This is a genomic window from Dyadobacter psychrotolerans, assembly GCF_004349265.1.
GTDB classification, from domain to species: domain Bacteria; phylum Bacteroidota; class Bacteroidia; order Cytophagales; family Spirosomataceae; genus Dyadobacter; species Dyadobacter psychrotolerans.
Window position 1 is genome coordinate 664962 of the sequence record NZ_SMFL01000003.1, and the last position, 16419, is coordinate 681380.

Annotated in this window: 16 protein-coding genes; 9 read left to right on the forward strand and 7 right to left on the reverse strand. The window is 42.6% G+C overall.

Annotated features, from left to right (window positions below; all coding sequences use genetic code 11):
- Positions 1-4: 4 nt before the first annotated feature.
- A complete protein-coding gene (locus E0F88_RS10530) occupies positions 5-580 on the forward strand; it encodes a hypothetical protein (protein ID WP_131958192.1) in 576 nt (191 codons plus the stop codon).
- Positions 581-619: 39 nt separating this feature from the next.
- Positions 620-1198 (forward strand): hypothetical protein, encoded by a 579-nt coding sequence (locus E0F88_RS10535; protein ID WP_131958193.1) that lies wholly within the window; start codon positions 620-622, stop codon positions 1196-1198.
- A gap of 96 nt (positions 1199-1294) precedes the next feature.
- Here E0F88_RS10535 and E0F88_RS10540 read toward each other — a convergent pair whose 3' ends face one another.
- From E0F88_RS10540 to E0F88_RS10550, 3 genes are all read right to left on the reverse strand, one after another.
- A complete protein-coding gene (locus E0F88_RS10540; protein ID WP_131958194.1) occupies positions 1295-2695 on the reverse strand; it encodes an efflux RND transporter periplasmic adaptor subunit in 1401 nt (466 codons plus the stop codon).
- 66 nt (positions 2696-2761) lie between these two features.
- Positions 2762-4255: a TolC family protein gene (locus tag E0F88_RS10545; RefSeq protein WP_131958195.1), complete on the reverse strand. Its 1494-nt coding sequence runs from the start codon at positions 4253-4255 to the stop codon at positions 2762-2764.
- Positions 4256-4360: 105 nt separating this feature from the next.
- Entirely contained in the window at positions 4361-5599 is a 1239-nt protein-coding gene (locus tag E0F88_RS10550; protein ID WP_131958196.1) for a spore maturation protein, read from the reverse strand.
- A gap of 180 nt (positions 5600-5779) precedes the next feature.
- Between E0F88_RS10550 and E0F88_RS10555 the strand changes: the two genes are divergently transcribed.
- Positions 5780-6250, forward strand: coding sequence for a hypothetical protein (locus E0F88_RS10555; RefSeq protein WP_131958197.1), 471 nt, complete (start codon positions 5780-5782; stop codon positions 6248-6250).
- 163 nt (positions 6251-6413) lie between these two features.
- Here the strand turns inward: E0F88_RS10555 and E0F88_RS10560 are convergent, their stop codons facing one another.
- The 4 genes from E0F88_RS10560 to E0F88_RS10575 all read right to left on the reverse strand — a co-directional run bounded on the left by E0F88_RS10560 (position 6414) and on the right by E0F88_RS10575 (position 10814).
- Entirely contained in the window at positions 6414-7355 is a 942-nt protein-coding gene (locus tag E0F88_RS10560) for a sugar phosphate isomerase/epimerase family protein (RefSeq protein ID WP_131958198.1), read from the reverse strand.
- Between the two features lie 4 nt (positions 7356-7359).
- Positions 7360-8619 (reverse strand): Gfo/Idh/MocA family protein, encoded by a 1260-nt coding sequence (locus E0F88_RS10565; RefSeq protein ID WP_131958432.1) that lies wholly within the window; start codon positions 8617-8619, stop codon positions 7360-7362.
- 316 nt (positions 8620-8935) lie between these two features.
- The gene (locus E0F88_RS10570) at positions 8936-9244 is read right to left on the reverse strand and encodes a phosphoribosylpyrophosphate synthetase (protein WP_131958199.1); all 309 of its coding nucleotides are present in this window, start codon (positions 9242-9244) and stop codon (positions 8936-8938) included.
- Positions 9245-9287: 43 nt separating this feature from the next.
- On the reverse strand, positions 9288-10814 hold the full coding sequence (locus tag E0F88_RS10575) for a S8 family serine peptidase (protein WP_131958200.1): 1527 nt from the start codon (positions 10812-10814) through the stop codon (positions 9288-9290).
- 170 nt (positions 10815-10984) lie between these two features.
- Between E0F88_RS10575 and E0F88_RS10580 the strand changes: the two genes are divergently transcribed.
- The 6 genes from E0F88_RS10580 to eboC all read left to right on the forward strand — a co-directional run bounded on the left by E0F88_RS10580 (position 10985) and on the right by eboC (position 16399).
- Positions 10985-12274 (forward strand): aminopeptidase P family protein, encoded by a 1290-nt coding sequence (locus E0F88_RS10580; protein WP_131958201.1) that lies wholly within the window; start codon positions 10985-10987, stop codon positions 12272-12274.
- Positions 12275-12368: 94 nt separating this feature from the next.
- Positions 12369-12746, forward strand: a complete 378-nt coding sequence (locus E0F88_RS10585; protein WP_131958202.1) for a DUF5618 family protein — start codon at positions 12369-12371, stop codon at positions 12744-12746.
- A gap of 82 nt (positions 12747-12828) precedes the next feature.
- Positions 12829-13458, forward strand: a complete 630-nt coding sequence (locus tag E0F88_RS10590; RefSeq protein ID WP_131958203.1) for an MgtC/SapB family protein — start codon at positions 12829-12831, stop codon at positions 13456-13458.
- 182 nt (positions 13459-13640) lie between these two features.
- On the forward strand, positions 13641-14519 hold the full coding sequence (locus E0F88_RS10595; RefSeq protein ID WP_131958204.1) for an EboA domain-containing protein: 879 nt from the start codon (positions 13641-13643) through the stop codon (positions 14517-14519).
- Positions 14503-15528, forward strand: coding sequence for a TatD family hydrolase (locus tag E0F88_RS10600; protein ID WP_131958205.1), 1026 nt, complete (start codon positions 14503-14505; stop codon positions 15526-15528). Before E0F88_RS10595 ends, E0F88_RS10600 begins: the two co-directional genes overlap by 17 nt.
- A gap of 1 nt (position 15529) precedes the next feature.
- Positions 15530-16399: a UbiA-like protein EboC gene (eboC, locus tag E0F88_RS10605; RefSeq protein ID WP_165940036.1), complete on the forward strand. Its 870-nt coding sequence runs from the start codon at positions 15530-15532 to the stop codon at positions 16397-16399.
- Positions 16400-16419 lie beyond the last annotated feature (20 nt).

Consider the following 16419-nt stretch of genomic DNA (forward strand, 5'->3'; position numbering starts at 1 on the left):
TGCCATGAAAAATTACATGTTAACATCTCTGCTTTTCCTTGGTTTCACTTGTCAAGCCCAACCTGACACAAATCGTGAATTTCAGATCGGTTACACTCCCTGGGCTCGGGAACGTTTTGTCAATGATGCTCTACGCTTATTGTTTTTCAGAACTTTGAATACCACTCCATCTGGAAAAATGGATTTTTCTGACTCCTTTTCGGTTTCTTACCGCTATCAATTGCGTTCCAAGTTATCAATTGGGCTTACCGCCGCAGTTACGGCTGGTAACTTATACAGACAATATCTCTTCGAATCGCCAGGCAATTACCAGCACAGGAGCTTCCTTTTAGCCTTTGAAACAAAGTTCATTTATATGAACAAATCCAGATTGTCAATGTATTCACTCGCAGGATTGGGGAGTATGCTGCGTTACGAAAAGGACTTAGAAAAACCTGAAATCAGGGCCAGAACCCTACTCGGACCAACAGGCCAGCTTACTCCCTTCGGCATCCGATACGGGAAAAACACAGGGACTTTTGCAGAAATTGGTTGGGGATACAAAGGCATTTTAAATCTTGGAGTCAGTGCTAAATTCTGACTCGTCAATGTATACTTTCACTCTTTAAGCAATCAAACCATGAGACTGAAACTTCCTGCAACATTGGTGGCTTTTCTTTTAATAACATTCAATTCAAAAGCTCAAATGGTAAACCGACATGAAATACAAATTGGGGCTGGTATCTACGCCAATGAAGCTGTTGTTTCGGATATACTGGAAAATTTTGTGAGATCGCTTTTTGGATCAGATCCTAAAAGTATTGAACCTAAAACGATGGCAAATCTTTCCTACTATTATCGAATCAAACCCAAAATTGCATTAGGGATGGGACTCGGGTACAATAGCGCTCAGCACAGAGATTTACATAAACAAAGCAACAAACCCGGCTTTCAAACTAAAACGGCTGTAATGGCTTTTGAGATACAATTCTATTATCAGGAAAAAGATAACATTTCAATATATTGTGAAGCCGGTTTCGGAAATTTTTATCGGCAGGATCAGATGATAAGTTATCCGGACGAGATCTATTCAGATGCTGCTATTACGTTCCAGGCTACTCCACTGGGTATTCGGGTAGGCAAAAAAGTAGGCGCATTTATTGAAATAGGTTATGGTTACAAGGGAATTGTAAACCTTGGATTGAGTGGCCGGTTCTGAAAATCATTAGGTTAAATAAAAAATCCTTGCAGCAAAGCCGCAAGGATTTCTCTTTTAACCTAAACTAAATCGAACTTATTACTTTTTTACAACGTACTAGTTCTGGTTTTCATTTGATTTTTTCTCAGCTTTTTTCGCTTCTTCTTTCTTTTTTTCCACAAGGTCGCCGGTATTCAGATTTTTCGATACCACAATATATGGTCCGGAAATAATTTGATCGCCTTCTTTCAACCCTGACAAAATTTCAATATTTTCAAAATCGCTGATGCCCGTTTTCACTTCTTTCATTTCCGCTTTTCCTTTTACATCCACGAAAACAACCTCTTTAATTACTTCTTCCTTTTTAGGTTTTGCTTTGTTGTCGGTCGCTGCATCACTTGGCGGCCCTTGTGTTGCGTCCACTACCGGTGTGTTACTGCGTGTCGTCACTGCAGCAATCGGAACAGAAACAACCCCGTTTTTACGCTCGGTGATGATTTCTACCGAAGCGGTCATCCCGGGTTTGAACGGATAGGATCTTTTCGTACGCGCCGTCATCAGATCATCGAAGGAATCGTTTAGTATCTTAACCTTTACTTCAAATTCGGTAACAGCGTCAGCCGAAACACTTGTTGCCGTTGCAGAACCGGCAGCCGTGTTAGCAATTTCTTTCACAATTCCTTTAAATTTCCTGCCGGACGAACTATACGCATCAACATCAATAACCGCTGTGTCACCGATGTTTACACGCACAATATCATTTTCATTTACATTCACCCGTACTTCCATATTTCTCAGGTTGGCAATACGCATCATTTCAGTACCGGCCATTTGAGAAGTACCCACCACACGTTCGCCGGCTTCTACATTCAACAGTGAAATGATACCGCTGACGGGAGCAAAAATGCTTGTTTTACGCAAGTTCTCCGCTGCGTCACGCATGCTTGCCTCAGAGCTTTTTATGTTAAACATGGCAGCAGAAACATTTGCCTTGGCCGAAGCGACATCCTGCTGGGCCACATTGTAATTGGATTCAAATGTCTCAAAATCAGAAGCGGATATCACCTTATCCGTATACAGTTTTTTGTTCCTGTCAAAATTTGCTTTTGCCTGAATCAACCGTGACTCTGCCTGGGAAACCATGGCCTTGGTCTGCTCGTAGTTGGCTTTGCTCGAATTAACGGCTGCCTGTGCACGCGCCATTAAAGACTCGTAATTATCAGGACGGATTTTCAACAGCAACTGACCTTTTACGACTGAATCTCCTTCGGCTACATTCAGGCTTATGATCTCACCCGATACATCCGGACTCAGTTTTACTTCTACTTCCGGCTGCACTTTCCCTGAGGCAGTCACACGTTCAATGATATCGTTGCGTTTTACAGTGGCGTATTCTACCTCCGTCATTTTCGGCTTCCCGATTAACCCGGCCTGTTTGGCACCGAATAAGCCGGCTACCAGCAGTAGCAAAATACCACCGGTTATCCACCATATTTTTTTTGAAGATTTACGCGCCATGTCTTTCTAGTTTACAGTTGTAAAGGGAATATTTAAATTATATGTATTTTGTTTCAGAAACCTGTTTTAAAAATCCGACAACGGACGGTTCATGTAGAAATCCAGAATTTTCGTACGGAACACGTAGTCGTATTTTGTTTGGATCAGATTGGCATTTGCACGGTCCAGGTTTGCTTTTGCAATACTGAATTCCACTGAATTGATAGCACCAACATCAAACCTGACCTGAGATACGCGGAACGTTTCTGCTAAAGCCTGAACCTGGTTGGCCGTTGCTGAATATCTTTTTGCAGAGTTATTCATATCTATATAAGCCTGTTCCACATTTTTACGGATCGTAAGCTGAACCTGCTGCGCCTGATATTCAAGGTTTTTCTGCTGGATCTTAGCATTAGCGACATTATACCTTACCTGGAACTGAGAGAAAATAGGTATGCGTAAGCTAAGCTGCACCGAGGAATTCCTGTTTCCATCCAGCTGATTCAGATAACCAAAATCCTGAATGGAGCCATTTGCGTTTGTGACCCTTTGAATTACAGGCACTGTCACTCCGCCGTATGTTACAAAACTTGTTGTGGATGGAATATCAATAACCGTGCTTCCTGTCCCATCAGGTACAAAACGTGTTTTTGGTGCAACACTGGAATAAGCAGTTCCTAAACCGCCGCTCAAAGTAAGAGAAGGCATTCCGGCTCCTTTTGCAATTTCAACCGATCTTCTGGCCCATTCAATTCGGAGCTCGGCGGCCTTCATCTGCGGAAGATTTCCCAATGCCACATCATATACCTGTTGGATCGTTGCGTCGTAGGGTTGTAATGCAGGATCGGCAACAGGAATTTTTACAACATTAATCTGCTCACTTCCCGGCATGTTCATAAACTGTTTCAGATTCAGTTTTGCCGTTTCCAGGTTATTCTGTGCATTGACAAGGCTAAGCTCATCATTTGCCAGCTGTGCTTTAAGATCAAGCAAACTACTTTCTGCCAGTGTTCCCGCAGCTACTAATTTTGCCGTACGATCCACCTGAAGAACCGAAGCTTCGGCCTGGCGCTGCGCAACTTCAATCAGCTCTTCATTTGTAATAACCTGAAGATAGGATAAAGCAACATTCAGCATCAAATCATTACGAACCGCTTCCAGATCCTTTTGTGTAGCTTTAAGATTGACCTCGTTTCTTTTTACAGCATTTTGTAACTGAAAGCCGTTAAAGAGAACGACTGACGAACCGAGCTGAAAGTTATTGGAGTTTACATTTCTCTGAACATAAACGTTGGTGTAAGGGTCAATGTTACGACCGGAACTAAAACCCTGGCCGGCGCTGAAACTCAGACTTGGCCACCGCTGCCAGCGTGATTGCTGATAGGCGTTTTCATTGGTTTTCACGTCCAGTTCAGAAATTTTAACCTGCGGGTTCGTTTCAAGTGCAATGCGTATACAATCTTCAAGAGAATAAGTATTTGGCGGCTGTTGCTTTTTTTCCTGTCCGAAGGCAGTCTGAAACGAGGCAAATCCGAAGATAATGAATGAGAATAAAACGGATTTTCGTAACGATTTAGTCATTGCTTACATGAGTTTGATGATCAATATTACATGGTTCAATAAAAAACAACCATCCATTTTGTACGGACGGTTGCATATGTAGGTAAAGGGTGATTTGTACGGTAGTTATGAATGGAAAAATAAATAACCAAGCCAGATACCGGCAAGAACACCAATAAGATCCGCCATAAGTCCGGCAACAATTGCATAACGCGTATTCTTAATTCCAACCGATCCGAAATACAATGCCACGATGTACAAAGTGGTGTCCGCTGAGCCGTTAAAGATGCACACAAGGCGTCCTACAAAGGAGTCAGGACCAAATTCTTTCATAGCATCTATCATCAAGGCACGGGCACCGCTTCCGCTTAACGGCTTCATTAAGGCGACCGGCAGGGCATCGGTAAAGTCCGTGTTAAAACCGGAGAAAGAAAATATCCATTTCAAGAAGTCGATCAGATAATCCATTGCACCGCAGTTACGGAAAGCGCTGATTGCAATCAGCAAACCAACCAGATATGGAATTACAGTTACAGTGGTAGCAAAACCGGCTTTGGCACCTTCTATAAATGTTTCAAAAACATTTACCTTTTTGATCAGTCCCCAAAAAAGAAATCCTGCAACAACACCCAGCAAAATAGAATTACCGGTTACAATGGAAATGGTCTCAATCTGCTCTTTTGGCAAACCCGACAAATACCAGAGCAGTAAACCCATAAATGCTGTAACCGATCCCAAACCAAGCATGATTGACCTGTTGAATATGTTCGTTCGCTGCCAGGCAGCTGTAATCAGCATGGCGGCTACGGTGGTTACATAAGTGCCGACAACACAGGGGATAAAAACATCCGACGGACTTGACGCGCCAAGAATTGCCCGCTGAGCGATAATAGACAAAGGAATGATCTGCAGGCCGGAGGTATGCAACACCAGAAACATGATTTGTGCATTGGAAGCTGTATCCTTACTTGGATTTAATTCTTGAAGGCTTTGCATGGCTTTAAGACCAAAGGGCGTGGCAGCGTTATCCAACCCAAGCATGTTGGCTGAAAAGTTCATGATCATCTGTCCATTTGCCGGATGATCTTTGGGAACTTCCGGAAAAAGTTTATTAAAAAAAGGACCGATGAAACGCGCCAGGGAATTGATAATTCCCGCTTTTTCGCCCACGTTTAATACACCCAGGAAAAAGGTCATGACGCCGGTTAGTGGAAGTGCTATATCCATCACGGCAACCTTTGCCATTTCCAGCATTCCCTCAGTAATCGCTTTGAAGGTCTGGACGTCGCCGGTTAGGATAAATTTTAGTGTGGCAATAAAGAAGGCAATAACAAAAAAGGCAACGAAAATGTAGTTTAACGCCATAAAAGGGTTCTTAGCAGGTTTCTATCTTAAAAATATCAGGGCAATTGATGCTGAAAAACGAAAATTCTAATTAAAGTGTAAAATAGCATAAAATGGTGAGAATATTCAGGCACATTTTTTAGGTAAATGAAGATAGCTTTCTATCTTTAACCCCAGGCCATTTAACTTTTTCCTTCACTTATGAAAAAATATTGCACTTTATTCATTCTGCTTTCTTTATTATCCTGCGACAAAAAAAATACAAATGAAACCAAAAAAGACGGAATGGTCATCGTAAATGACACCATTCCTGAAAAAAGAGCGGATGTAAAAAAGGGACCAACAGCCAGTTACAGCGAACCGGTGACAGACAAAGACAAACTTAACAACTGGGTATTTTCGGTTGATGCTTTTGAAACCTCGCAGACCTTTAAATATTTGTTGAAGATCAAATACAAAGAACTGGAAGTGGAAGACACACTGACCGTTCCGAATTTTGGCATACAACCAGCCGTTGAATTACAAAAAGGAACGGAAGATCTTTCCTGTATTGTCGGTTTTAAGGGAAAGGAAAATGAGTTTAAAGAATATAAAAAAGTATCCGTGGAGGATGGTGAATTAAAAATTAAAGCAATAAAAGGTTACCGCAGGGCTTTGCAGAAGAAGAGTTGAGTTCTTAATTTATAGTTTTTAGTAAACAGTTTACAGTTGCCAGGCTTCCGGTTAGTTTTTAGTAAACAGTTTACAGGGAACTTGGCGGCGGGTTTAGACTCAATCATATATTTATAAGAAAAGCCCGGCAGAACCGGGCTTTTCTTATTTCAATCCTAAAATTTTATGCTTTAAATATCTCATCCATTTTTTCACGGACTGTAAGCAAACGTTTTCTGTCACCACCTGCAACCTCTGCCGAAGCCCAACCGGAATAACCGATTTTCTGAAGTGCTTTGTTTACTTCCGGCCAGTTGCAATCTCCTTCAAAGAACTCCACATCAAATCCTTTCCAAAGACCGAGGTCATTTTGCTTTTTTAAGCTGTATTCCTTTAAATGCAGCTTTAAAATACGTTTGCCCAGGGTATCAATCCAAGAAGCCGGCCAACTGTAACGTAGCACATTACCAACATCAAAGTACCAGCCAACCATTGGATGTTTAAATTCATCCACATATCTCGCTGCTTCCAGAGGACTTAGTAAAAATTGGTTCCACACGTTCTCAACGGCTATTTTTACACCCGTTTTTTCAGCGATGGGAAGCAATTTTTTTATTTCGGCGTGTGAGCGCTCATAAGCCTCGGCATAACTGACAGATGAATTCACAACACCCGGCACCACCAAAACCGTGGACCCGCCATATTCTTTTGTATCCCACAAAGCCTTTTCAATTGACTTCGCGCATTCTTCCCTCTTCTTCGGATCAGGGTCTGATAATGGAAGCTTCCAGTGCATGGAATTTACCGTTCCGGGTATTAATAGGCCGGTTTTATCTCTGGCTGCCAGGACTTCTTTCATATCCAGTTTATCCGGAGAGTCAAGCTCTACACCATCATATCCAAGATCTTTCAGCAACTTAAACTTGTCCATAATCGACAAATCTTCCTTAATCATCCCCCACATCAGGCTTTTTTTGACCATTGGCCGGGGAGCAAGCGGATCGATAATATCAGTACTTACAACTGATTCTGCTCCGGAAGCAATCACCGAACTGAACGCACCTGTCCCAGCCACTGCGGCAGTGGTTACCAGGGCGCTGTTTTTTATAAAATCTCTTCTTTGCATATTTTTATGAAAAAGCAGTAATACCTGGTCTCGCAACTTCAACAACGGGCGGTTTCATATCAAAGCTGTATGTATCCGGGCCCAGTTTTTCAGTTGAATTCATTGCTTCTTCCCAGGTAACTCTTTTTCCTGTGTAGGCAGCCATTCTTCCCATGATCGCAAGCATGGTGCTTTGTGCCATAAACTCACCATCATTAATCAGTTTTCCGCTGCGGATCGATGCAAAAAGTTCATTATGCTCTGTCTGATACATATCGTTTTGTGCACCATCATATTTCCATGGATTCTGACCATATATTTCATGAACGTTTCTTGCACAGTTCACCATGGCACGGCCTTTTGTACCCAGGGTTTCAACCAGATAACTGTTTTCGCAATTGGCTTGCTGACGGGAATGGTGAAATCCCTTTGCTCCGTTTGCATATTCGTAAGTCACAGCAAAGTGATCAAATATGTTACCAAAAAGGGAATCGGTACGAACCTGGCGGCCTCCTGTACCTGTCGCTGAAATAGGCAGTTTGCCCCCCATTGCCCATGACATCATGTCAATACTGTGCACTGCCTGTTCTACGATGTGGTCACCTGCAAGCCAGGTGTAGTAAGTCCAGTTACGCAAAACGTATTCAGCATCGGACCAGCCCGCTACACGTGGGAAAGACCAAAGTGTACCTGTATCATACGTATTATAAATTGCAGATATATCACCGACAGCACCGTCAAGTATACGGTTAAAACTGGCACGTTTTGGCTCATGATATCTCCAGCAGAAACCAGACATCAGAGAAACATTTTTCTGTTTTGCCAGTTTTGCAGCGTCCAGTACTTTTCTTACACCCGGTGCATCAACGGCAACCGGCTTTTCGCAAAATACGTGTTTGCCTGCATTGATTGCAGCCGTAAGATGCTCAGGACGGAAATGAGGAGGTGTTGCAAGGATCACTACATCCACACCCGAATCAAGTACTTTTTGAAAAGCATCAAATCCGATAAATTTATGTCCTTCATCTACCTTTACTTTCGCACCGTGCACCTTTGTAAGGTTTTCCAAAGAAGAGTCCATCTTATCTTTGAAAATATCTCCCATTGCATGTAAAACCACGTTTGGATCTGCCTTTAGAGCCTGGTTGGCTGCACCGGAACCACGTCCTCCGCAACCGATCAAACCCACTTTTAGGGTTTCTGCGTTTACGCCTGCAAATGCACGGTTTGGATTTAAAATGGCAAATGTAGGAAGAGAACTGCCTGCCAGTGCTACTCCGGCCATTTTCAAAACATCTCTGCGAGAAGTATTCATTATAGTAAGAATTAGGTGATTGGATTAAGGAATTCAACTAAATTGCCGGAACAACTTACTTTTTACAAAATAGCGTTCAGCGCAATAAAGATAGATAAATCTATTGAAAATCTTCAAATTTAGAACGAAAAACTCTGCCGTGTGCTCGTTAACACAGCATATAACATCTTCAAAATGGGGAGAATTATAAATAGAATAGATTTTTTAAAAAATCTTGGTCCGGAAAAATTTCCTGAATTTTCAGCACAGGATCGTTTTTTCAAACTGTGTTATTTGAAATCAGAAGTCATTCATGACCAAACGCAAGCTTCCTTAACAATTCATCTTCCAGGGAATTACTGTAAATACCATAAGCATTAACCAGAACTCCTTTCACATTGTACTTTTTAGAAGAGATGGCGTAAAGAATGGATTCATCAGCCGGATCCGTTTCTCCTTCGAAGCGAAAGAATTTATCAATTTCAAACTCATGATGAAGGATTTGAAACTGGCCGGATTGCGATTCCAGATGATTGTCCTTTATATTAAAATCCTCAATATAACCTTCTGCGCGAAGCGCTTCCATGGTTTCAGATAGTGTATTATAAGATTCCATATCCCTTATTTTAGAAAGAAAGCCTTACTTAAAAATCAAGAAATTAATTCCACTCCACTTCAATCACCGAATCTTTGAGATCGATGGTTGTAAAATGCTCGCCGTTCTGACGTTTCAAAGAAACCTTCCCATTTTGAACTTTGGCTACCTGCTGTGACAAAACGTCCTTCTCATTTTTCTTTCTGTAAATCGCCACCAAAGAATCGAGACTTGTCACATCCACATCGATGTTGCGGCCTTTTGCCATCACTTTTTTTGAATTATTAGGAAGATAGGGAGCCTTGGCCAGCGCCAGTGCACGGGAAGCAAGCGGTACTCCGTAACCTACGAAATTGTTTCCGTAAGGATATAAATGCGCCGATTTTTCGATCAGGTCAATTAATTCTTTATTGGTAAGCTTTGGGTTAGCCTGTAAAAGACAAGCAGCAAATCCAGTGATTACCGGCGCGGAAAGTGAAGTTCCGTAAAGGGAAAAGCAGGAGACATTTGGTTTTACATAGGATAAAAACTCCGGACCTATACTGCTGTAACCAATCCGGTTCCAAAGTTTGGCATTGGTTGCACCGATGGATAAAACCCCTTTTGCATCCGCAGGTGCAGATACGATTCCCCAGCCTTTATCATCACCTTCATTACCCGCTGATACGATCAGCATAATCCCTTTTTTATCAGCTGCAATCTGTGCTGCACGGGTAATTGCGCTTGTTTTACCATCCATTTGAGAAGGCGTGTAATTCTCTTTCGGATCAGAAAAACCTTTGGCATAACCCAGAGAAGTATTGATCAAACGAACTCCGAGACTATCCATCCATTCCATTGCGGCAATCCAGTTGTCTTCCTCACCTCTATATTCGCGCATTGAATAATCGGTGCGGGCAAGATAAAATTTTGCATTGGTCGCCATTCCGTACTGCATCTGATCCTGAAAATCAATACCTCCGATTGCAGCAAGTACTTCGGTCCCGTGCATATCAGAAAATGACTCAGCGGTGCTAAAAAGCAAATTTCCCGGACGGCCCGGTTTTACATAATCCCGGATACCTAAAATTCTTTTGTTTGAAAAAACATGTGTCAGAGAAAGTGAAGAGTCTGCACCATAAAAACCGGCGTCAATTACTCCTATCGTAACATTATTCGCATTGATGCCTTCCTTCAAAAAAGCATTTGCCTGTACCTGTGACATCACCGGAGCCATTTGCGCTTTTTCAATGGGTTTTGTCTGGGCGATATAAAATCCCGGATCAATCATCACAACATCCTGAACGAAGTCAAGCTGACGGACCGTGTTTGCCTGCTCACTTGTCATCACCGCCGAAACCGCATTAAGCCACTTGGAACGGTTAATAATTTTTACAGATTTATCACGCAGCGCGTTTTCGTAACTTCTCTGTATCGGGAGATCCATTTCATCTGAAATAACAAGCCCAAGTTTCTGGCGGTTTTCCAGCGTAAGTGCAGAAACTGCCGGAGCTGAATTTTTGTCTTTTGCTTTAAGATATATCCAGTATTTTGGACTGGCAGATAAAAAAAGGGGAACGCATAAAAATGCCAGTAAAAATATTCTTCTCATGAAATGTTGTATAAGTTAGGAGCCTTCGCGGCGTTGAGTCAATATCAAAAACAGACCATACTTCCGTGAATCAAAGATTGCAGGGAACTGATTTGTCAGTTTTACATTATAATAAACAAGATAAACGTAATTTTACAAAATAAATTACCAGTTACAAAATTTAATAGTACATGCGTTACCAACCCGTAGATAAATCGCTGTTTATACAAAACCGCCTTCGTTTAGCCGAATTATTGAAGCCGCAGTCACTTGTAATATTAAACGCTAACGACTTCATGCCGACCAATGCGGACGGTACAATGGGCTTCAGGCAAAACAGTGATTTGTTTTATTTAACGGGGATAGACCAGGAGGAAACAATTTTGCTAATCAGCCCGAATCATCCTGATGAAAAGTTTAGAGAAGTACTTTTTCTGCGTGAAACCAACGAACTTATTGCGGTTTGGGAAGGAGAAAAACTGACCAAAGAACAGGCGCGGGAGGCTACGGGAATAAAAACCGTCTACTGGACGCATCAGTTTGAACGAGTTTTCAGGGATATCGTTTTTGTTGCTGAAACGGTTTATCTAAATACCAACGAACATACCCGAAACGACTCCCCCGTTCAGACACGCGAAGTTAGATTTGTCTCTGATTTTAAAGAGAAATATCCTCTGCACAATCTGGCAAGACTTGCGCCGCTAATGCATCAGCTGCGTGCGATCAAACAGCCCGCCGAAATTGAGCAGCTTCAAAAAGCCTGTGATATTACCAAAATCGGTTTTGAACGCGTTTTGAAATTTGTAAAACCCGGTGTTGAGGAATTTGAAATCGAAGCAGAACTTCTTCATGAATTTGTCAGAAACCGGTCCAGGGGTTTTGCATACCAGCCCATTATTGCTTCAGGTGCAAATGCCTGCGTGCTTCATTACATACAAAATAATAAACCTTGTAAAGACGGTGATGTTATTTTACTTGATGTCGCGGCAGAATATGCGAACTATGGCGCCGACCTTTCCCGAAGCATTCCAGCCAACGGCAGATTTACCAACCGTCAGCGGAAAGTTTACGATGCGGTTCTGAGGGTTTTTAAAGCTGCAAAAAGCATGCTCATAACCGGTAATATCTGGGATGAATATCATACGGAAGTAGGCAAAATCATGGAAAGCGAGCTGATCGGATTAGGGCTTTTAGATAAACATGCTATTGACAAACAGGATCCAGAATGGCCTGCATACAAAAAATATTTCCCACACGGAACTTCCCATTTTTTGGGTTTGGACGTGCATGATGTAGGAAATAAATATCGGCGTTTCGAACCGGGAATGATATTTACCTGTGAACCGGGAATTTACATCCGCGAAGAAGGACTGGGAATCCGACTGGAAAATAACATTCTGATCACTGAAAATGGCAATATGGATCTAATGGGACATATTCCTATCGAGGCCGATGAAATTGAGGAATTGATGAATAGTTAATCGGATTGAGGTTAAAAAATCCAGCGCCCGGTTATGTCAGCCTTATCCTGATTAGTAAATTTGAAAAATGATCTCAAACTAATCACACTACTTCATGAAAGGTATACTGGAAGCCAAACGCTACATGGAAAACGCGAAAGACATTTTGCGTGAAAAAGCCATAAAAGAGGACGGATATTATCGGGATTCAAAGTATGTAAAAATGGCGGGACACACGGCTTATGCTGGAATTCTTGTTGCTCTTGATGAATACATAGGTAAAAAAGGAAAGGGCCGAAAGGATGTAGACTGGTATAGATCACATCTTTCACAACTGGATAAAAAACTGCTTAATTCTTTTTTAACCGCATATCAGCTATTACATCTTGATATGGCTTATGATGGTGCTAATAGTGCGAAGCTTGCCGCAATAGCATTTGAAGAGGCTGAAAATATTATCAGATGGCTTGAGACGCGAACGGCAGCTGCCTGATATAATTTCTAAAAATTGAAGAACTTTGGAAGCCGGGAGATTTGTCATCGTCCCGGCTTTGATATTTTTATATTTGTTTCAAATGGAATTACTGACTGAAGATATTTACAAGCTGCTGTTATCATTTCTGCTCGGAGCTATTATTGGCACCGAACGGGAATATAGGAGTAAGTCTGCAGGGTTGCGAACCCTAATTCTGATTGCAGTTGGCTCAACCTTATTCACAATAATCTCGATTAAGATTGGACCGGATGCAGGAAGAATCGCAGCAAACATTGTAACCGGTATAGGTTTTCTTGGTGCCGGAATTATTTTCCGGGAAGACAACCGTGTGGTGGGTCTTACTACAGCGGCCATTGTGTGGGTAACAGCCGCGCTCGGAATGGGAATTGGCGCAGGCATGTATGCCATTTCCTTAGGCAGTTTTATCATTGCAGGGCTTTCCCTTGTAATTTTGACTCCCATTCAAAAGCTGATCAGGCGCAAAAGCCAGATCAGAAATTACAGACTGATGTGCATTTATCAGAAGAAAACGCTTAAAGATTATGAAGAGATTTTTAAAAACCATAACCTGAAAATCCTTCGCGGCGAACAAAACCGCTCGGGAAGTCACATCAGCGGCAGCTGGACTTTACAGGGCGCAGAAAAGGAACATGAAGAATTGACCGAACACCTGTTAAACGATCCCGATATCCTTGAATTTGACTTCTGATTAGAATTAGATTAAAAGAATAAAAATCCGGCCTGTTATGGGATTTGCAGGCTCAAAAATCGGTTATAAACACATCCGGGGAAACTTTATCTTATTATTATGGTTTTCAAAGAAGGATGATGTGAATCATAAAAAATTTACGCTGGCTGAAAGACCTTTGTAAATAGCATGAACAAAATATTATGTCAGATTACATACAAAATAAGCTTCGGAATATCATTGAAGCGAATACTTTGGAAGCCGAATGCAATTGGCTGATTCAGAAAGGCGCTACGGATGCGCTGGAACTGATGACCGCCTTTGTTGCTTGCCCAAGGTTTTTATCCAAAAAAATCATTGAGATTACTCCCGAACAATCCTGGGAACTGAACGTTGAAATCCCTGGCTTTTCCGTGGAAGGCTGGTCTCTGGTAAGGCTAAGTCGTGTCTGGCTGCTTACCCAGCTGGATTCTTCCGAAAAAGAAACCTATGTCAAAAACATCAGTACTCTTTTTGACACTGCCGAAATGAACGAACTCGTTGCGCTCTACTCTGCACTTCCGCTTTTATCTTATCCGGACGAGTGGCTTTTCAGGGCGACCGATGCGGTTCGATCCAACATGGGTTTTGTTTTTGATGCAATTGCACTGCATAACCCTTATCCCGGGAAATATTTTAGTGAGCAGGCATGGAATCAGTTGGTTTTAAAAACGATATTTAATGACAAGCCAATTCATTTTATAGAAAGCCTGGAAAGTCGTTTGAACGAGAATCTGGCCATGATCCTGTCAGACTTTGCGCATGAACGATGGGCGGCAGGACGCTCGGTTGCACCTCAGGTTTGGAGGCTTGTCAGTAAATTTATGAATGATATGCTTGTTTCTGACATGGAACATTTGATTAAATCCGGGCAACTGCCCAATCAACAGGCCGCTGCCATTACAAGTGTTGAATCGGGTTACGGACCTGCGCTAAATTTATTAGCGGATTATCCCGAACTGGAAAAAGCAGCAAAGTCCGGCCAATTAACCTGGACCATTCTTGAAACCACAGACCTAAACACCTATGTGCCTCAACCATAACGAAACCAGCCTGAATCCTTCCCACTTCGAAGACAGCGACGAAACCAATGTACCGGCTCATCGCGATATAGAATGGAATGAATATAGCGAACTAATAAAAGGAATGCGCTTTTTTGACCCGCATATCCACATGGTATCGCGTACCACCGACGACTACCAGGCTATGTATCAGGCTGGCATTGTTGCCCTGATAGAACCAGCATTCTGGGTGGGACAGCCCCGAACCGGGCTTTCAAGTTTTAAAGATTATTACAGCAGCCTGGTTGGCTGGGAGCGATTTCGTTCATCGCAGTTTGGAATCAAACATTACTGTACCATGGGGCTCAATTCCCGCGAGGCAAATAACGAACCGCTTGCTGAGCAGGTTATGGAAATCCTGCCTTTATATATCTATAAAGAAGGCGTTGTAGGTGTTGGGGAAATTGGTTTTGATGACCAGACACCGGCAGAAGAAAAATATTTCCGTCTCCAGCTGGAACTGGCAAAAAAAGCCAACCTTCCGGTGCAGATACACACACCTCACCGCGACAAAAAGAAAGGAACCGAACGGAGTATGGCCATTGCGCTGGAACATGGGCTGGATCCATCCTGGGTGATCGTGGACCACAATAATGAAGAAACCGTAAAAAGTGTCCTCGATCAGGGATTTTGGGCGGCTTTCACCATTTATCCTTTTACCAAAATGGGCAACGAACGAATGGTGAAAGTGGTTGAACAGTACGGACCGGAAAGGATCATGGTTAATTCCGCTGCCGACTGGGGGATTTCTGATCCGCTGGCGATTCCTAAAACTGCTGCTTTGATGAAAATGAGGGGTATTTCAACTGAAACAATTCAAAAGGTAACTTATCAGAATGCGATTGATGCGTTCGGGAAAAGCGGCCAAATTGACGTTTCTGATTTTGAACAAGGTTTAGAAAGTGATCATGCGGCCAAGTTTCATGGTAATTCGATTCTTCGCGGGGGTCAGCAGCCGATTGCCAATAAAAATTCATTATTAATTCAATAAAGTGAGCAGTCTCAAACCCTATTTACAGCTAACCCGTCCGGCTAACCTCGTAACAGCCGTTGCTGATATTCTGGCCGGGATGGCCATTGCACAATTTACCTTTTCCGATTTTTCTCCGATTCCATTGATCATCTCTACACTGGGATTGTATGGCGGCGGTGTGGTAATGAACGATGTTTTTGATGCAAAACTAGACAGTATCGAAAGACCGGAAAGACCCATTCCCAGCGGAAAGGTACCTTTGCGTTCGGCGGCAATGATGGGAATTTCCTTATTGTTTTTTGGAATCCTGGCAGCTGCAAGTTATAGTTTCATCAGCGGGTTAATCGCCATCACCGTGGCATTGCTAACTGTGATTTATAACCGTTTTGCAAAACACCATACTATTTTGGGCCCGGTTACAATGGGTATGTGCCGGGGCGGAAATTTGATTCTGGGTATGAGCGTTTTTCCGGAATCAATTGAAAAATGGGGATTTATTGCGTTGCTTCCCATTGCATACATTGGCGCTATCACCCTCATCAGTCAGGATGAAGTACACGGCGGCAAGCGTCGCACACTTTACATAGCTGCGATCCTTTATCTGATTGTTCTGATTGCACAACTGATCGTTTCACAAAAGCAGGGAAATCTGCTTTTGACCGTTCCATTCGTTCTGCTGCATGCATGGCTGATCGGCCGGCCATTGTGGAACGCGATTCAAAATCCAGTTGGACCGATGATTGGTAAGGCGGTTAAAGCAGGGGTTATTTCACTGATCGTGATGAACGCTTCATGGTGCATGGCTTTTGGCCTATGGCCTTTGGCTTTGGCGGTACTTATTTTGCTTCCAGTGTCGATGCTGCTTGCAAAAGCATTTGCGGTAACATAAAAGGAAAAATGGAGAAAGGG